This window comes from Niallia sp. MER 6 (assembly GCF_023714395.1).
Classification (GTDB): domain Bacteria; phylum Bacillota; class Bacilli; order Bacillales; family Cytobacillaceae; genus Niallia.
In genome coordinates this window covers 1-16964 of the sequence record NZ_JAMAUK010000049.1, presented here as the reverse complement: position 1 = coordinate 16964, position 16964 = coordinate 1, and the positions used below count along the sequence as shown (strand labels likewise).

13 protein-coding genes and 4 pseudogenes are annotated in these 16964 nt (G+C 36.2%); 2 read left to right on the top strand and 15 right to left on the bottom strand.

Annotated features, from left to right (window positions below):
• Positions 1-260 precede the first annotated feature (260 nt).
• The 11 genes and pseudogenes from M3600_RS26820 to M3600_RS26775 all read right to left on the bottom strand — a co-directional run.
• Complete coding sequence (locus tag M3600_RS26820; RefSeq protein ID WP_066192394.1) at positions 261-1394, bottom strand: zinc-dependent alcohol dehydrogenase; 1134 nt, start codon at positions 1392-1394, stop codon at positions 261-263.
• A 263-nt stretch (positions 1395-1657) separates the two neighbouring features.
• Positions 1658-3190 carry a Tn7-like element transposition protein TnsE gene (locus M3600_RS26815; protein ID WP_251648245.1) on the bottom strand — a complete coding sequence of 511 codons (1533 nt, stop codon included), beginning with the start codon at positions 3188-3190 and terminating at the stop codon, positions 1658-1660.
• Positions 3171-3428 (bottom strand): hypothetical protein, encoded by a 258-nt coding sequence (locus M3600_RS26810; protein ID WP_066192391.1) that lies wholly within the window; start codon positions 3426-3428, stop codon positions 3171-3173. The genes M3600_RS26815 and M3600_RS26810 overlap by 20 nt, the downstream gene beginning before the upstream one ends.
• A 14-nt stretch (positions 3429-3442) precedes the next feature.
• Complete coding sequence (locus M3600_RS26805; protein ID WP_251648243.1) at positions 3443-4702, bottom strand: TnsD family Tn7-like transposition protein; 1260 nt, start codon at positions 4700-4702, stop codon at positions 3443-3445.
• A gap of 46 nt (positions 4703-4748) precedes the next feature.
• Positions 4749-5039, bottom strand: a complete 291-nt coding sequence (locus M3600_RS26800; RefSeq protein ID WP_251648241.1) for a TniQ family protein — start codon at positions 5037-5039, stop codon at positions 4749-4751.
• Between the two features lie 11 nt (positions 5040-5050).
• Complete coding sequence (locus tag M3600_RS29530) at positions 5051-5557, bottom strand: hypothetical protein (protein WP_483870131.1); 507 nt, start codon at positions 5555-5557, stop codon at positions 5051-5053.
• A gap of 27 nt (positions 5558-5584) precedes the next feature.
• The gene (locus tag M3600_RS26795; RefSeq protein ID WP_483870130.1) at positions 5585-6742 is read right to left on the bottom strand and encodes an ATP-binding protein; all 1158 of its coding nucleotides are present in this window, start codon (positions 6740-6742) and stop codon (positions 5585-5587) included.
• Positions 6717-8873 (bottom strand): annotated as a pseudogene (locus M3600_RS26790) (Mu transposase C-terminal domain-containing protein). The gene M3600_RS26795 and the pseudogene M3600_RS26790 overlap by 26 nt, the downstream one beginning before the upstream one ends.
• On the bottom strand, positions 8870-9514 hold the full coding sequence (locus M3600_RS26785) for a TnsA endonuclease N-terminal domain-containing protein (RefSeq protein WP_227494627.1): 645 nt from the start codon (positions 9512-9514) through the stop codon (positions 8870-8872). Before M3600_RS26785 ends, M3600_RS26790 begins: the two are co-directional and overlap by 4 nt.
• Before the next feature lie 52 nt (positions 9515-9566).
• Positions 9567-9709: pseudogene (locus M3600_RS26780) on the bottom strand (hypothetical protein).
• A gap of 127 nt (positions 9710-9836) precedes the next feature.
• Positions 9837-10726, bottom strand: a pseudogene (locus M3600_RS26775) (IS3 family transposase); the annotation flags it as partial.
• A gap of 767 nt (positions 10727-11493) precedes the next feature.
• On the opposite strand from M3600_RS26775, the gene M3600_RS26770 reads away from it, so the two are divergent.
• Positions 11494-11784, top strand: coding sequence for a hypothetical protein (locus tag M3600_RS26770; RefSeq protein ID WP_251648239.1), 291 nt, complete (start codon positions 11494-11496; stop codon positions 11782-11784).
• Between the two features lie 206 nt (positions 11785-11990).
• Here M3600_RS26770 and M3600_RS26765 read toward each other — a convergent pair whose 3' ends face one another.
• The 4 genes and pseudogenes from M3600_RS26765 to M3600_RS26750 form a co-directional block, all read right to left on the bottom strand.
• Positions 11991-12284, bottom strand: coding sequence for a hypothetical protein (locus tag M3600_RS26765; RefSeq protein ID WP_251648237.1), 294 nt, complete (start codon positions 12282-12284; stop codon positions 11991-11993).
• A gap of 226 nt (positions 12285-12510) precedes the next feature.
• Positions 12511-15752: pseudogene (locus M3600_RS26760) on the bottom strand (type I restriction endonuclease subunit R).
• Between the two features lie 27 nt (positions 15753-15779).
• On the bottom strand, positions 15780-15983 hold the full coding sequence (locus M3600_RS26755; RefSeq protein WP_251648235.1) for a hypothetical protein: 204 nt from the start codon (positions 15981-15983) through the stop codon (positions 15780-15782).
• A gap of 405 nt (positions 15984-16388) precedes the next feature.
• Positions 16389-16514: a hypothetical protein gene (locus M3600_RS26750; protein ID WP_285854865.1), complete on the bottom strand. Its 126-nt coding sequence runs from the start codon at positions 16512-16514 to the stop codon at positions 16389-16391.
• A 54-nt stretch (positions 16515-16568) separates the two neighbouring features.
• Between M3600_RS26750 and M3600_RS26745 the strand changes: the two genes are divergently transcribed.
• Positions 16569-16649 carry a hypothetical protein gene (locus M3600_RS26745; protein ID WP_251648247.1) on the top strand — a complete coding sequence of 27 codons (81 nt, stop codon included), beginning with the start codon at positions 16569-16571 and terminating at the stop codon, positions 16647-16649.
• Positions 16650-16964 lie beyond the last annotated feature (315 nt).

Sequence of the window (16964 nt, the reverse complement as noted above, 5' to 3'; positions counted from 1 at the left end):
TTCTTTAATCATAAAAAATTCCCCTCTTGTCTTCACGAACCATAGCTCCTCTCAACAAACTATGGTTCTATTTTAGATGGGGAATTTTATTCCGGCTATATTGAGGATTTTAACATCGGCTTTAACATCAGCAGGTTCGTCTTTACTGTATGCGAGTTTATTCATTGTATCTATCAATTACTTTTTGACCTTCTTGGCTAAATGGTCGAATAAAAAGACTTCTATACAAAGTATGAAGTCTTTTTGGAAAGAGAAGAGGATTACGGTTTTAAAACGACTTTTATACATTCATCCTCACGATTATTAAAAATTCGATAACCATGACTTGCTTCTTCAAGGGACATCTTGTGTGTGATAATATCTCTTGGGTCAAATTCGTTATTTGTTATTTTTTTAAACAATTCTGGCATAAAATGAATGACTGGAGCCTGTCCCATTTTAAGATTAATATTTCTAATCCAAAATGCACCTAATGGAAATAGATTATAGTTACCCCCGTAAACACCAGTCATTTGCACTGTCCCATACTTTCGGACAGCTTTAGTAGAAATTTGAATAGGTCCAAGGGTTCCGCCCTGCAGTTTGAATTTTTGTTCCAGAAACTCTAGGGGTGATTTCTTTCCGTCCATACCTACACAATCGATGACGACATCTGCCCCACCATGTGTGATCTCTTTTAAATGTTCGCCCATATCAGGGTATTTTGTGAACTCAAATACCTCAACATTGTTCATCTTTTTCGCATGATTGATCCGGTAATCCAAGTAATCAACTGCTATTACACGCTTTGCACCTTCCATCCAGGCAAATTTTTGTACCATCAACCCAACAGGTCCGCATCCAAGAACAATAACTGTATCGCCTGATTTTACACCTGCATTCTTTACACTCCAATAAGCTGTTGGCAGAACATCCGATAAAAAGAGCAGTGACTCATCCTCCAATTCGCATGACTCCGGGATAACAAAGGGAGTGAAGTTTCCAAAAGGGACTTTTAAATATTCAGCCTGACCACCCGGATGGTTACCGAACTTCTCAGTATAACCCAAGTATCCGCCAGAATCATAATGAGGGTTTGAGTTATCACATTGGCTTTCCATTTCATGTTGGCAATAAAAGCAATGTCCACATGAAACATTAAAGGGAACGACAACACGGTCTCCCTTTTTTACTTTTGTGACTTCAGGTCCAACTTCTTCCACAATACCCATTGGTTCGTGGCCAATAATATATCCTGGGGGTAATGGCATGTTACCTTGATATAAATGCAAATCAGATCCGCAAATAGCAGTAGAAGTAATCTTAACTATAATATCGTCTTTTTTTTCTAATTTTGCATCCTCTACTTGATTAACCTGTACATGATTTGGTCCTTGATAAGTTACAGCCTTCATAAATGCAGGGCCCTCCTATTTCTAATACTGTTAACACTCTTAACTATTGTCAACAAAGAAAGTAAATAATATACTTAGTCACTCTTAGCGTAATTGTTTTATGTAAGTTAAAGAAGTCGCACCGTTTTGATTACGAAGTATTGGTGATAGCTCTCGAATTAGTTATTGTAAGTGTATATAGCGTGAATTAATTCGGGGAAATATTTGGATTATTCTTTGAGGGAAGAGGTATTTCATTTATTCCTTTACTCAAATCTTCACTGCTATTCTAACTTATTTAATAGAATTTCAGCCTTATGCTTAACCCCTTTAGAACTGTGTTTAGCTTTCATCACTGTAACCCTACTCTCCTCAATACTTTTCAGCGACTTACTTGTCCACGTACCACTATCATTCACAAGGTTTACTAACAATCTATCATAAATCGATTTCCAATCATTTATTGCAAGTGATGATAAAATTAGCATTGATAAAGAGCGATCTTCTCGCTCAACTTCAATAATATTGAATTTCTTCCCACTTATCATATATACTTCTGCAATCACATAACGTCGTTTCGTGATATTATCACTCAATTTCGTAAATCTGCGGTCTCCAATTCCCTCTGGTAACACATCTATAAATGCTCGTATCGCACTTACTTCTGGATATTGCTCCATTATTCTAAGGACATTAATGAAATCTTGCAATTCACCTTGTACTTGAATTTCAGATAACATTTGATGTTCTATTCCTCTTGCTAGTTTTTGACCTCCAGTGTCTGCTGTAGATCGAATTGAATCATTGCTGCCATAGTATTTCTTAGTATTTTCATCTTCTTTCGTTCGCTGCTTTGAGGAACTACTTTTAATTCGTTTGATTTTGGGTACCGATGTATATTCATGTTTCAACTGATTCATTTGTACTAGATCAAAGTCCTCTGTAGAACCATCTAATTGTTCATCTAATGTAAAGCCCTCTTCATCACCCTGTCTATTTAGAGAACGATAAGTGTATTTCTTTGCCTCATTGGATTTCTCTTGATTTTGTATTTCTGGATGCGAAATCGAAATATGTTGGTACGGAATATCTTTATTTTTCACATTAACAATTTGTAATACTGTACACGTGTTATTCTTCTCCTTTACACGAGCTGTTATTGTAATCGGTTGTGTAAAGTTCCATTCGAACTTCAAAGTCTTTTCCTGCAACCAAGTAAATGCTATATTTTCATAGGCTTGTCGTAGGTCTCGATTCGTTAGCAACCACACCAATTGATAAATGAACGTTGTCTTTGTGTATTTCAATTCATATTGTGATGAAAAGCTAAGATGGATTTTATTAGGTTCATATGTTTCTGTGAAAAACTGAGGAAATGAATTCGATTCAAACAAGCGATATAAAAGGAAGCCGTTCGGAGCTAAAATGCTACGCAATACTTCAATGACTGGTAAAATCACATTCTTTCCATCAAAAGAGAACACGAAACTACGGGAAGTTGCAGGATCACTGCTTCCTTGAATAGACCAAGGGCGTTCGTGAAATTTAACTTTATTAGGATAAATAGTCATATCGATTTCTTGTACACTTTCAGAAACTTGACTAGGCGTTATGATGCCATCAGTATAATAATGTTGGATTGCTAAGCATGGTAATGTACCCCAATCCATTAATATACCTTCTGTACGACCTTGTGAGCGAAAATAAGCTTTGATTATCATTTTATGATCATATCGAAATGGCTCACCAATCCATATTAGTTGTGCTTTTTCACCTTTAGCAAAAGGCCAAGCTAGTTTAACCTGTTGTTTGCTCATAACTTTTCACTTCCTGTTTTGTTCGTAAATACTCTTCCAAATACGGTTTTATTTCGTGAAAATGATGTGACTTAACAGCGCCAATACGCTGTACTTTCCATAATACAACTGGTTCTTGCTCCAGCAACATACGATCAATAATTTTACAGCATCGTCGAATCTGAAACTGTTGTATAGATTCCGTAATTTTATTTAGATATTTTTCAGTTTGTGGCAGCTTATCAAGATGTTTCTCCAAATTTGATAAGATTCCTAGACGTTCCCAATTATCGAAATCGTGATACGTACGGGCTTTTCCAGTTCAATTAATTCTTTGTAAAGCTGTTTAATTTTAGAAAGATATTCTCGATCACGTACGTCCCAATTGACAATTGATTTTGGCTTTTCCTTCGCCTGAATTATAGGTAACTGTTCAAACAGCCATTCTTTATCATTTCGATATAAGTAAATATATTCTTTCGGTAAACATTGACGAATTTGTGTTCTCGAGTAACTTGGATATTGCTGCATTCCTTTTAATAATTGCTTTCGATACATATGTAACATCGGTGGAAAAACTTTATCAGGTAATTTCTCTATTTTCTCAACTGAGGCAAGATGTCCTTTAACTGTTTTCGAATCCACGCCAAGCATTCTAGCTAATGCTCTTATACTGTAGGTTCCATCAACTGCTAATTCATGTAATTTAGCCTTCCAGACATCTCCATACGCTTTTGTACGTCCAATACGATATTTATCTTCAGATAATCTATCAGGACCCTTTCTAGCGTAAATAAAGCCACAAGAGCATTCAAACGTGCCAATGGGTGCATTTGATTTAAAATCCCTTGTAACATTTACTTCATGAATCACAAATTCCTTATAATGATTAGCTGCTTTATTTAAACAGGGCCATGGGCCACTACCGAAAGGACCTGTATCAGCTTCAATTTGTAAAAAGGACTCCAAATCTTGTTCTAAGAAATAAAGAATAAGCAAATGACGGAAAGGATGTACATGACGTTTTAGATTGCGTGTAATGACCTTCAACCAATTGTATTCATCATTTACATTGATTGCTGATTCGTACTCATCTAAAAAGCCTTTTGGGAACTTTGATTGAAATGCTTTGTATAGCTCCTTTTGCCGAATTCGATTAGACGTTGTTATTAAATTACGCTCCCGTAAAAGAACACGATATTTAAGATTAATAGATTCTCTTGAAAATTGATGTATTGGAACTTGCAGCAGTTGATAAGCCATCTTTGCTAAAGCAATTTGAATGGCTATAAACTCTTTTAGTTCAACTTCTTGAATCATTGATAAGTTCATTAGCTTTTTATCAAATCGAATAAACTCAATTCGACTTTGCTTTGAAAAATCGATAGGATACTTCATTAATTTCAGTTCATGATGTGCACAGAAATCAATCCCTTGTAGCTGGTGCTCACGATGAAAATAGGGTTCTCCATGTTGCTCAATATCATTAGTTGCACACACTCTGGGCAATAAAAGAGTCCATTCTTTCTGCAAATGCTTCCTGCAACTATGCCAAGTCTTGTATAAAGTCCTTTTCCATCTACTTGAACATCTTGTAGAAGTTCTTTCTGGCGTTGCTTGGAAAGAAACGAAGCATAGTAAGGTAGATCGTATGCTTAGCTAATAAGCTTTCAACAGAATAGTTGGAGCCTAATTGCTCAGCTAATATAGAAAAATGACTACCAATCTCTACACTCGGTATTACAGAACGACTTTGAAACACTTCTTCCAATGTATCTTTGTAATCAATATTTCCACTGTAAAAGTGATATCGCGCAATCGCCGAATATATCAATTCATCTGGATATGGATCCGTAAAGAATGGCAGCATTTGATTCCCTCCTAGTAGAATTCCTTCAAAGGATTTTTAATGTATCCATTTGCTTTCAATAATTCATGAGGATGTTGCTTTTTGTCCAATGCTCGCTTTCTTAGCGTTAGTAATGGTAAAACCTCTGCATTTTTCACTTTTGGCTTATCTTTTTGTTCCTTCTTTTGTTGATTTAATGCAATCGCCTGCTGAATTACATCTGATTTAAGCTGGTGAAAATCAATATCAAGTGGATTTTCACCGACTATTTTTTGTACGAGTTTTTTAATGTCGTTATCTTTCAAACTATCAAAAATACCTAGGGCTGCCACTTCGACACTTAAAGTTTCTATAGTGTCTTGGCGTTTATACTGGATTGTATTTTGGCGTTCCCTAAACGCTTCTTGAATACGCCCTGTAACTTCTGTATTTCGCTTATGATTCAGCATTATTTCATCAAGGTTGATCATGATATCTTCATATTTCGTCATTTCAGCCAAATTGTTCTTCTGAATAGCTGTCATCATCGGTTGAATCATTTGCATATCGTCTTTGGCAGTCTTTTTTTATACTTTTGGTGTAATAATTTCATTCGGATTATCCTCATCAAACAATGCTCTTTCTTGTGCTAGAATAAATAAGTTTACAGCAACAGAAGTTATCCCTTGGCATTCATAATAAAATGCCTTTTTCGTTTCCTCTGTAAGCTTGGATTGGGTTTTTAAGCACTGTAATTCCCAAAGCGTTTCTAGGAAGAACTCCCATTCTTCACTATCTTCCGCCATACGATCCCAAATAACTGCTTCACTTGCAGCACGTCTTGCCTGTCTGAAGTTTCCTTTGAATAGTTTTTGCGCTTTAGAAGTACCGATTAAGACTGTTGGAATACCAACTGTATTGGACAACGTTACAAAAAAATTAAGCATTTCTTCCTGATCGTTTTTAGAATGTAATAAGTGCTGGATTTCATCAATTACTAGAACACCGATACCATACATGCTTGCCAGTGATGTCATATGCAACAGCATTGTCGATGTCACCCGGTTTAGGTACCCGAATTTTTCAAGATATCGTGTTTCTAGTAAATCATCAATCGCTTTAAAGAAGCTTTTACAAAGGGTAGATAAGCTTCCGTCATAAGGACAGTCAATTTTGAGCCATACAATTTGGGTTCGATTAAACGGTTGTCCCTTATATTCTTCATGCTTGATCACCTGTGGATACATAAGCAAAAGACGTTCAATTGCTGTTGTTTTACCAATTCCAGAAATACCGATAATGGATAAGCTATCGGCAGTTGAACAAATATAATTTAGTCGTTCATCTATATATTTGTGAGCCGTTTCCTCTTCCTCACGCAATTCATGCAACACACGAACACGTTCTAGAAATGTTCTATCTAATGGGTTACGCGCTAAATAACCTCGCCGAATCAATGTAGACAATCGACGTTCTACCTCGAAATGAATCGGTAACGGCTGGATAAAATTTTTCACACGTTTTAAGACGTGGTAACGAATATTCGTTTCACTTAACTTATCTTGATCACTAATTCGTGGGGTCACCATAAATCGCTCTAGCACATCATCCTCATTGAATATAGGTGGAAGAGCTTCGATGAAGGGATTATTGGTATATTCACTTAAAAGTTGCTCCTTATAGACACCTTTCTCAAAATCTCCTTTTAAGACAACCATGTCATTTGTCTTTCCCAAATTCCTCATCTCGCTTCTTCTTTAGTTTTTCCATAAGACGTGAGCTTGATTTCTTAGGTGGTGTTTCATCAATCTTCTCTTTTGTAACGAAGTCGATTACTTCAGCTGCTTCACTAACTTTATTAGGTGATAAATCAAACTTTTCAGTTTCACGGTTTAACTGTTTTTCAACATCCTTGTTATCACGAATAGCAGCTATTTTAGCTTTCTTACTTGTTGGTTGATTAAAAGATTGTTTTTTGTTCTTCACAGCTTTTTTAATAATTTCTTCCAATGCAGCATCAGTATTTACTGTGAGCTGAATTTGATTTGTTCGTTCCATTTCTTCTAGTTCATTCCGAAGTTGTTGTTGGAAGACAATTTCTTCTAAGAAGTCACCTTTATATTGCTGACTAGGTTCTAATAAAATACATGTTTCAAAATCCATTCCGTTATCGTGAGGAATATAGATTTTTTCAATATGTCGCGGATCATAAACGATTTCTAAACTTCTATTTTTCAACTTCAAATACCATTGCTCTTCAATCGCTTGGCGAGAACCATATAGAAGGTTTTTAAACTTGATTCCAGCTCTTGAAACTGTCGCTTTTCCTCTTGGAAGCACGTTCAAACGAAGTACATTTCTATCAACTTTTCTTAGTCTTCCTTTACGATTTTGAATGCCCCAATTCCATAAGTTAATTGGCGTTGGCACTAGTCCATCAGCTACCATTTCTTTTTCAACAGGATATTTATCAATGACCTTTTGGTTATGATACAGCGCCATTGTAATAATTAGAGATGTAAATTCCTTTAAATTCAGAGTAGCATTTAAGCGATAATCCTGATCTCCTCGTTCTCGATATTCCTTTTGAATTGCTCCGGGAGCTTTTTGCTTTACCTTCCCATTAAACGTACGGAATTTCCTTTCAACAATCCCTTTCAAATCCCCACGATAAGCTGTAGTATTCTCAATTTTAAGATTAAGATTATTAATTAAATTCTCTACCGAATACCCTTCAAACTCACCTCGGTCAGCAATAATAATTTCAGGTAAATGATGTGTTGGCCATTGCTCAGGAGTAATATCAATTCCATATTGCTTACAAAATTCTACTTTATCTGCGATCATATTATCTAAAGCCATCATTGCACCAATCCATGATGGACCTTCTAGTCCAACATAAAGACCTGTAATAATACGTGAATACACATCAAGTACTGCATAAATAACTGGTCGCCCAATTACTTTATTTACATCAAGCGAACTAACCAAGTAAATATCCGCAATGGTAGCATCAACTTGAAATCTAGTACCTGGACCATTTGTTTCCGATTTAGAGTCACTTAAAATAGGGCGATATTTCAATTCATATTCTTTTGTACTTTTACGGAACTGAATATCTTTTTTTGGGTCTTCAAGTTTTTTAAACCAATAGTAAAATTGATGTTATGAGGGAATTCGAGTGGCATCCCAAATACGGTACTTCATCTCACCATTTTCCTTATAGCGATCAGAATAGAAGTCACGCAGAATGAAATTATAAACATCTTTCAACGAATAGTTATTTGAAGCTCGGTAATACTTGTTAATGGCGTGTTCAAATTGAACTTTTACTTCATCCGTAATATTAATACCTGTTTGATATTCATTACTGATGCTCACCTTTCGTGGGCGACCTACCTTAGCTTTATTTAAAGTTTTTGTTTTACCTTTTCCTCCCGAATTCGAGTAATCAGGGAGCATTGCATTTTTCGTCATACCTCGCTGCCAATAACGGCTAAGTAGCTTTTTTATTTTCGTAGAACTTGTTCCACTTTCATCTGCAATTTCTTTTATTTTCTTTTCACGACCACCTTTTTGAAGCAATGCTTCCATGTGTTCTAAACAATAATGTTGAATAATCGACCAACCCTCATCTCTTTTCTGAATTCGAAGGTCGGATAATTCACTATCTATTATTACTTTTGCAAATGGATCGCTAATCAGAAGTAATTCACCTTGCTGGATTTCCTCTATTAGATTCGAATATAATTCCTTTTTCGGCATGGAACTAATTGCATCAATATCAACAATAAACACATGAAACTCTTCCATCTCAATGATACGAATCCGTTTAGAATCTACTGTATATTGAAGTACTTGATTAATATAAATCATCCATATTTCACCTTCTTCAAGTTGCTTTCATCAATATACTTAATTTCAATCGACTGCTCTAAATCCAATGGCTTTTGCAAATCAATGACAATAATTTTTCTAGCAAGTAAGTGATAAAAAAGCGTAACACCACTACCAATTGGCAGGTGTGTATCTATATCGAATTCATTTGTAATTGTTCTTATGCTTGCCGAACTATCTAGCAATCTACTTAGTAATGACATAACCAAGTCTTCAATGTTTTTCGCATTCAATTCTTGAAACACATCATAGCTACAAATATCATAATAATCGTGAATATAGCTAATGTTTCTCGCAATTATTTTATTGATTTCTTCTTCTGTTACAATACCCCAATCAATTCCTTTACGCTTCCAATATTCTCTTTCAATTTCGAACTTCTCAAGTACATTCTCTTTTAATAACTCATCTTTCATTTTAATTGTACGTGCGACTTCATGAATCCCTTGCCCTTTATTAATTGTCAATAAAAAATCCGTTGTCATTACAATAGGCTCTCCGTTTTTCGGATTTCTAGGATGCTTTATTCCAAGTTCATCTGCTATCAAAAGCGTTTCTTCTTGAGGTAATAAAGGAAACTGCTCTCTTATATCTGTAATAACATCAGAAAATTCAGTCAAGTAAAAGTAGTTTCGCTCTAAGTCTGATAAAAATTCGTGCTGTCTACTAGTTTTAATGCCTTTTAACCTCGTTGACCGACCTAATGAGGAAACATCTTGAATCTTTAGCCATGGCCGGTAGTCTGTACCTGTTCCTGTACCACGACCTTCTTTGATCCATTTTTCCACTGTAGATGTTCTTTTTCTTTTGGACATAAAAACACCCCTTTAGACAATCATATCCAAAGGGGTAAAACGGTGCAACTTTTTTATAAACGGTTAATCTTTTTTTAAAACGGTCAAACTTTTTTATAAACAGTTAAACTTTGTTTTAAATCTACACTTCCGCTACAGCGTAATCATATGGACAGCCTTTCATGCTTAAAGATCGGCCAATCTGGAAGGCCGCTAACGTTTGGTCGATGAGCTGGTTTTTAAACTCACTACCACGGTCGGTGTGGAACAGCTGTATATCTCGTAGATCACCTTGAATAGAAGAAAAAGCTCGTGCGACAAGGCTCGCATCTTTGTTGGGTCCTGTACTGAAACCAATGATTTCTCGATTAAAGAGATCGACAAAGATACATACGTAATGCCATTTATTTTTGACTTTAACGTATGTTAAATCACTGACGACTACTTTTTTTACTTCTGTCTGCTGAACTTACGTTTCAATTCGTTTGCCTGAGTCGACTCATTACAGGGAGTTTTCTGTGGCTTGAACTGTGCTACTGTATAGGAGGAAACTAGCCCTTGCTCCTCCATGATACGGCCAATTCGTCTTCTAGAAACCGTAAATCCACGCTTGTAAAGCTCGACTTTAATCTTCCGTGCCATAGGTGTTTCGGTTTTGTTTAAAAATTTGTATGACAGTGCCTGTTACGTCGTCTTCTGACTGAGGTTCTTTGGCCTCATAATAATACGTACTACGTGAGATTTGTAGGACGCTGCACATTGCTGATACCGAGTAGTTGTCTTTATTTTGCTTAATGACATTTACTTTCGTCCCATTATCAGCGCGGCTTGCTTTAAAATGTCGTTCTCCATTCTTAGCTGTTTTAGTTCCTTGCGGAGTTCTAAAAGCTCCTGTTGTTCAGAAGAACGATTGTCTTTTTCTTTAAAAGAACCGGAGGTTTCATCCTGGTTGATCCACCGGTCAAGAGATGACGGAGTCAGATCATATTCATCAATAATGGCTCGTTTCGTTTTTCCATTCTGGTATAGCTGAACCATTTGCTTTTTAAACTCGGGCGTGAAAGTACGACGTTCTCGTTTTGTCAAAGTGGGTTCTCCTCATCTGTTTTAGATCAAGTGTACGTGACCTTAATTTTTCTGTCCAGATAAGTGTAGACGCTCCAAGAAGCTAATCGATAAAAGCCAGTTATTCTAGTCTTATGAATAACTGGCTTCTGTATATTTTCTCCTAAAAAGTTCTCCATTTCGGTGTACTCTCTTACCTTATGAACATCCGACTGATAGCAATTATAATAGGTTTCCCTCTAAGATCTCTCTTATCAGCGCATTTCATCTTAAAAAGTTCTCCATTTTGGTGTACTCTCTTTACCTTATGTACATCCCGCTGTTAGCAATTATTCTGGATTTTCCCCTAACATATGTCTTAGCAGAGCATTTTATCTTAAAAAGTTCTCCATTTTAGTGTACTCTCTTTACCTTGTGCATTACGTTAAAAGGTTTTATTGCATAACAGACAATTTATGTAACAAAATAAAATAAGAGTGCGATATTTGATAAAACCAATTTTACACGGGAACAAAAAGGGGAATTATTTTTTTCTAAACTAAATGCCTAATTTACTACCCAACTGAGGATATGGAAATTTCTATTTTTTACTCTTGTTCTAAAGGGGAAACGGCATGAATATTTATTACATAAAATTATATAGGTGTATAATTTTCTTGATTTATTCCTCCTATATTCCATCTAAACAAAAGATTAAATTTTTTTGACTTTTGGGTTATTATAATGTAGAGGTGCTAAAAATGTTTCAAAGTGAGTTGTCTTTACAAGAAAGATTTATTGAATTCAAACAACTTGAGTTAAAAGAAAATGAAAAGATACTTTCAGAGTTTAATGCTAGGTTTGGAAATGTAGATATAGTCCAAGTGATACAAAACGATTCTTTGCTTATGAGTTATGAACAGGCACTCTTGCTTTCTAACTATCAATACGCAAAAGTAATTGCCTATCTTCATAAGAATGCCGTTCGAACTTTTGCATATCTAGAAAAACATACTGATTACACTGACAAAGTTCTTGCTCAGGTGCCATAAAGCGCGGAGTCCCAATTAATGCCTGAGTAGCAGTTAAACTCTCATCCTCATTTGATTTTACTAGTCCTGCATCTATTGAATCACCATTTGAAGTAAAAATTGAATAACAGCCATAAAGCCCTGTTCTTGACGATACAATTCACTATTATTTAAAGTTTGCCCTTCAAACTTTGTTTCAAAGTAGTAAATGAAATGATAGGGGCCCTTTATATAAGTCTGGTATTCCCTATAATTTCTAGCTGTGGTAAAATAGGGCATTTCTTTGATGCTTGTAATTCCCTAACAATTCGCTTTGAATTTGCTTCAATTTCGTATTTCTTTTCTTGTTCTAACTCATTCCATTCAAGTCTTTGATGTGTGTGATATGGTGAGACATCAACAAATTTAAGTATACTTTCTTTTCCAGAAGGGAACTCCACTTCGAAGACTTGCCTTTGACCACTTCTAGGTAATTTATTTATGATTGTTGGATATAGAAAATGTTGATTCAGAACTTCCAAAACATCAGCGTCTATTATATGGGTTCATAATACTCTCCTTTACCTGAAATGGATGTGTATGATTCAATTCAAGATTTTACTTTTTCAATGACTACTTTTTAGTCAATAAAAAAAGACACCTCTAATAAAATATCAAAGGTGTCTTAACTAAGAAGTAATCATTCGGTTTGGTCAAATGTTCGTATGTTTGTTTATTCTACTTTTAGTATTGTATCATAGTTACTTATCAAACTTCGTACTCTGCACTACTCTCCGCAGCTCTAACAGCTTGTAAATCTTCAACCTTGAAATTATCACACATCAACTCGGCTTGTCTCATCACTACTTCCAAGGCATGTTTTACTTGCTTTGGTGGATAGTCATACTTTTTCAAAAGCCGTTTAATAATTCGTCGCATACCGGCTTGTGCGCTTGATCGGATGTGCCAGTCAATAGATATGTTACGTTTGATTGCAGCAGTTAGCTCGTTTGCAATTTTCTTTAACGTCTCGTCATCCATTAATTGTTTCACAATATAATCAGATGTAAGAGCATCATAAAATGCGATCTCATCTTCGTTTAGGCCTAGGTCCTGCTCTTCGTCCTTGGCCTTCTTCATCTCGCGAGCCATTCGGATTAATTCTTCCATTACTTCTGCATTGGTAATGGCTTGATTTTTATACTTGTTCAATGCCTTTTGAAGCTTCTCGGAGAACTTTTCAGACTTCACAAGATTCCGCTTTTCCATTGTCTTGATATTGCCTTCTAGCAATTTCTTTAACATCTCAACTGCTAAGTTTTTATACTGGATTTCCTTTACTTCCTGCAAAAACTCTTCCGATAGAATAGACACTTCTGGTCTCTGCATCCCCATTGCATCAAACACATCAATGACTTCTTCTGAAATAATAGAGCGCTCAAGCAATTGGTTTACTCTCGCTTCTACTTCCTTTTTGGATTTCTTTTGCGGCTTTTTAACATCTAGTTTCACTAGACTTGCTTTTACAGCCTTGAAATAACTCACTTCGATTGCAACGTTTTTTCCTTCATCTGTTGCTGCACATAAGGAATGTGCCTTGGCTAATTCGGTTGCAATTTGTTTAAAATCCTTCTGTTCCTTTTCGGACTTGCCCAAAATAAAATTCATCCCGCCAACAATCGCACGCATTCTCGCAGCTTGTGAAGTACCCATAAATGCCGAATAATCATAGCTGTGCATCATATCACGGAGAATTTCTAGTTTTTCGAGCATAACTGCAATAGCTGCTGAGGTATCAATCCCTGTACTCTTTTTATCACTATCGGTATATTGATTTAACGCCTTTTTCAAGCTCTCCAAGATCCCTAAGTAGTCAACTACCACACCACCAGATTTATCTTTAAAAACACGATTTACCCTTGCTATAGCTTGCATGAGGTTATGGCCCTGCATAGGCTTATCAATATACATTGTATGCATGGAAGGAACATCAAAACCAGTGAGCCACATATCCCGGACGATAACGATTTTAAGCTCATCGCTATTGTCTTTCATCCTTTTCGCTAAAGTGTCTCTTCGCTGTTTCCCGCCAATATGAGGCTGAAGTTTTTCTTCATCTCCGGCACTTCCAGTCATAACAACTTTTATCTTACTTTTGGTGACATCATTGCTATGCCAATCTGGCCTTAGAGCAACAATCGCATCATATAAGTCTACGCAAATTCTACGACTCATACATACGATCATTGCTTTTCCATCAATCGTTTTAGACTTCTCTTCATAATGCTCAACAATGCCAACTGCTTGATCCGGTTAGGTGAACCTACTACAGCTTCAAGTCTAGACCATTTCGATTTATACTTCTCACGATCATTATCTTCTTGGCCCTCTGTGATCTCTTCAAACTCTTCATCAATTTTCTTTAGTTCTTCCTCATCAGTTTCAAGTTTTATAATTCGATTTTCATAATAAATTTTTACTGTTGCTTCGTCTTCGACCGCTCTTGTCATATCGTAAATATCAATATAATTACCGAAAACAGCCGGAGTCGATTTATCTTCTAATTCAATCGGTGTACCAGTAAAGCCAATAAACGAGGCATTTGGCAGAGCATCTCTTAAATATTTGGCAAAACCGAACTTTACTTCACCAGTCTTGCTATCCGTTTTTGCCTCTAATCCATACTGGCTTCTATGTGCCTCGTCTGCAATAATGATTACATTCCGTCGATCTGTTAAGACAGGCATATCCCTTTCTTCTGGCTTAAACTTTTGAATCGTTGTGAAAATAATGCCACCAGATTCACGTTCATTCAGGAGATCAAAGAGACCATTTACTTCTTTTGAACCGTCTTTTGCTTGCTGCTTCTTTTGTTCTTCTGTTAACTTTCGAATGTGTGCCTGTTTCGGCGTTTGCCTTAGAACATCGCGAGACTTCCAAAAGGTTTGAAAAAGCTGGTCATCCAAATCGTTACGGTCCGTAATAACGACAATTGTTGGGTTATTTAACTCCTTAACAAGTTGGGCCGTATAGAACACCATCGAGAAACTCTTTCCCGAACCTTGCGTGTGCCAGATGACCCCGATTTTGCGATCTCCATTTTCGCTTGTGGCTTCTTTTGCTTTTTCCACAGCCTTCTTCACAGCAAAATATTGATGATAGGCAGCTAGTATTTTCGCAATGGTCTTTTTATCGCCAATTTTAATTCCTTCTTCATCTTTTTCTTCTACTTTCGTCTCTTGGAAAAGGATAAAATTTTGAATGATATCAAGAATCCGTTCTTTCCCTAGCATCCCTCTGAGCATAACTTCATATTGGGGAACGTCTAGTAATTCAATGGTCATTCCATCAATTGTTCGCCAGTTCATAAAACGTTCTTGGTTTGCTGTAATTGTTCCAGCTTTGGCATTTATTCCATCAGACAAGATACAGAACGCATTATAGTTAAACAGGGAAGGGATGTCGCGTTTATACGTTTGTATTTGTTCATATGCATTATCAATCCCGACATTTTCATCGGTAGCAGATTTTAATTCAATGACTACAAGAGGAAGGCCATTGATAAAAAGGAGAATATCTGGCCTACGCTCCTCATGTTCAACAATCGTGAATTGGTTAACCGCTAGGAAATCATTTTTTTCCGGATGATCAAAGTCAATGAGAAAGGCTTTTTTCGTCCGATTTATGTTCCCTTCTCGAAAGGAAACCTCGATGCCCTCTACCAGTAATTGATGCAAATAACGGTTGTTTTCTTCAAGCATTGGACTATTAAAGGCGATAATCTGTCTGAAAGCCTCATCCAACGCTTCTTGCGGTAGATCTCTGTTATTCTTAAATAGCGCGTCCTTCACTCGCTGGGCTAAAATCACTTCCCGATAATCCCTTCTCTCAGGATGAGGACCATCGCTACTGAAGTCTGGGGCAAAAATATACTGATAATTTAATTCTTGTAGTACTTCTATCGCTGCTTCTTCCAGTTTCTCTTCGGTAAAATTCTCTAACAAGCTCAAAGTAGTTCCCCCTCTCCCTACAACCCGTCATTTGAACAATTTCTTCAATATTTTAAACACGTCAAACATCGTTCTCTTATAAACCTTGTTATATGCGTACTTCTTTGGACTACGTAGCCACCAGTACCCTCTTGGCATCTTCAATCCAGCACGGTGAATGATTTGTCTTTTTATGCTCGTTCTTGTTGTTATTCTCTTCTTAATGCTTGGTTTTCGGAATCCAAACTTCATTTGGAACAGCTTCTTATTCTTCGATAGGTACTCGAATTTCGCCAGACATAAGTTTTGGAAGGAGGGTGTCTCTAGTAATGGATAACGCATTTGAGACTTCATCGTTATATTTTATCTGTTCAAACATAGGTTTACATATTTTCAAAAATCTCTCCAAAATTTTATCTGTAGGACATACAACCCTATATTGCTTAATCGCTGATGAATCGACCCTTTGCCTACCGGATGTTCCATTCATATTCTTTATTGCATTATTTCTAAATTCATCGTTTCGAGATAATAAATATAAGTAATAGGAATTTAAAAGCAGTGGACGTAAAATAATATATTCTGTTGACCCAAATCCAACTTCATCATCTTTTAGAAAATCGACTATAGCTGTTTTCCCATTTTCTAAACAAGGTGTTATTCTCCGTCTACTAAGTCTGCTTCTAACATATTCTTCCGGATTTCACCTTCGTTGGATGTGTTGGAACTTAAAGATCCATTTGCAAGTACAATCAAAAAAGAGCATTCAACAAAAAAAATCATCCCGGCACCTATCCTTTATCCGGGCTACTAAAATGTACTCAATGCGGCTCTGTTATGGTTCAAGGTAATAGCAGCAAAAAGTACAAGTATTATCAATGTAACAAAAACAAAAGTAGTGGTCATGGGCACATGTAGAGTGGACTAGTATGGAAGAGCCACTTCATTTAATAGAGGACTTTGAAAAAATAGTTGACGAAGCTGTTCATACTCATTTGTTCCCATTGATTTGTGCATATGAAGGGCACAAAATGCCAGATTACCTAATATCTATTTTAATGGAAACTCATCCATACGTATTATATAAAGGTGACATTATTATATCTGTGAATCGGCTACACTAAGTTGGACAGAATTTATAAGGGCTAGTACACTAAACATACTAACCCAAAGGAGCTTGGTACAATGCCGCGCCAACGTAGAACTTTTACAGCTGAATTTAAACTTCAATTA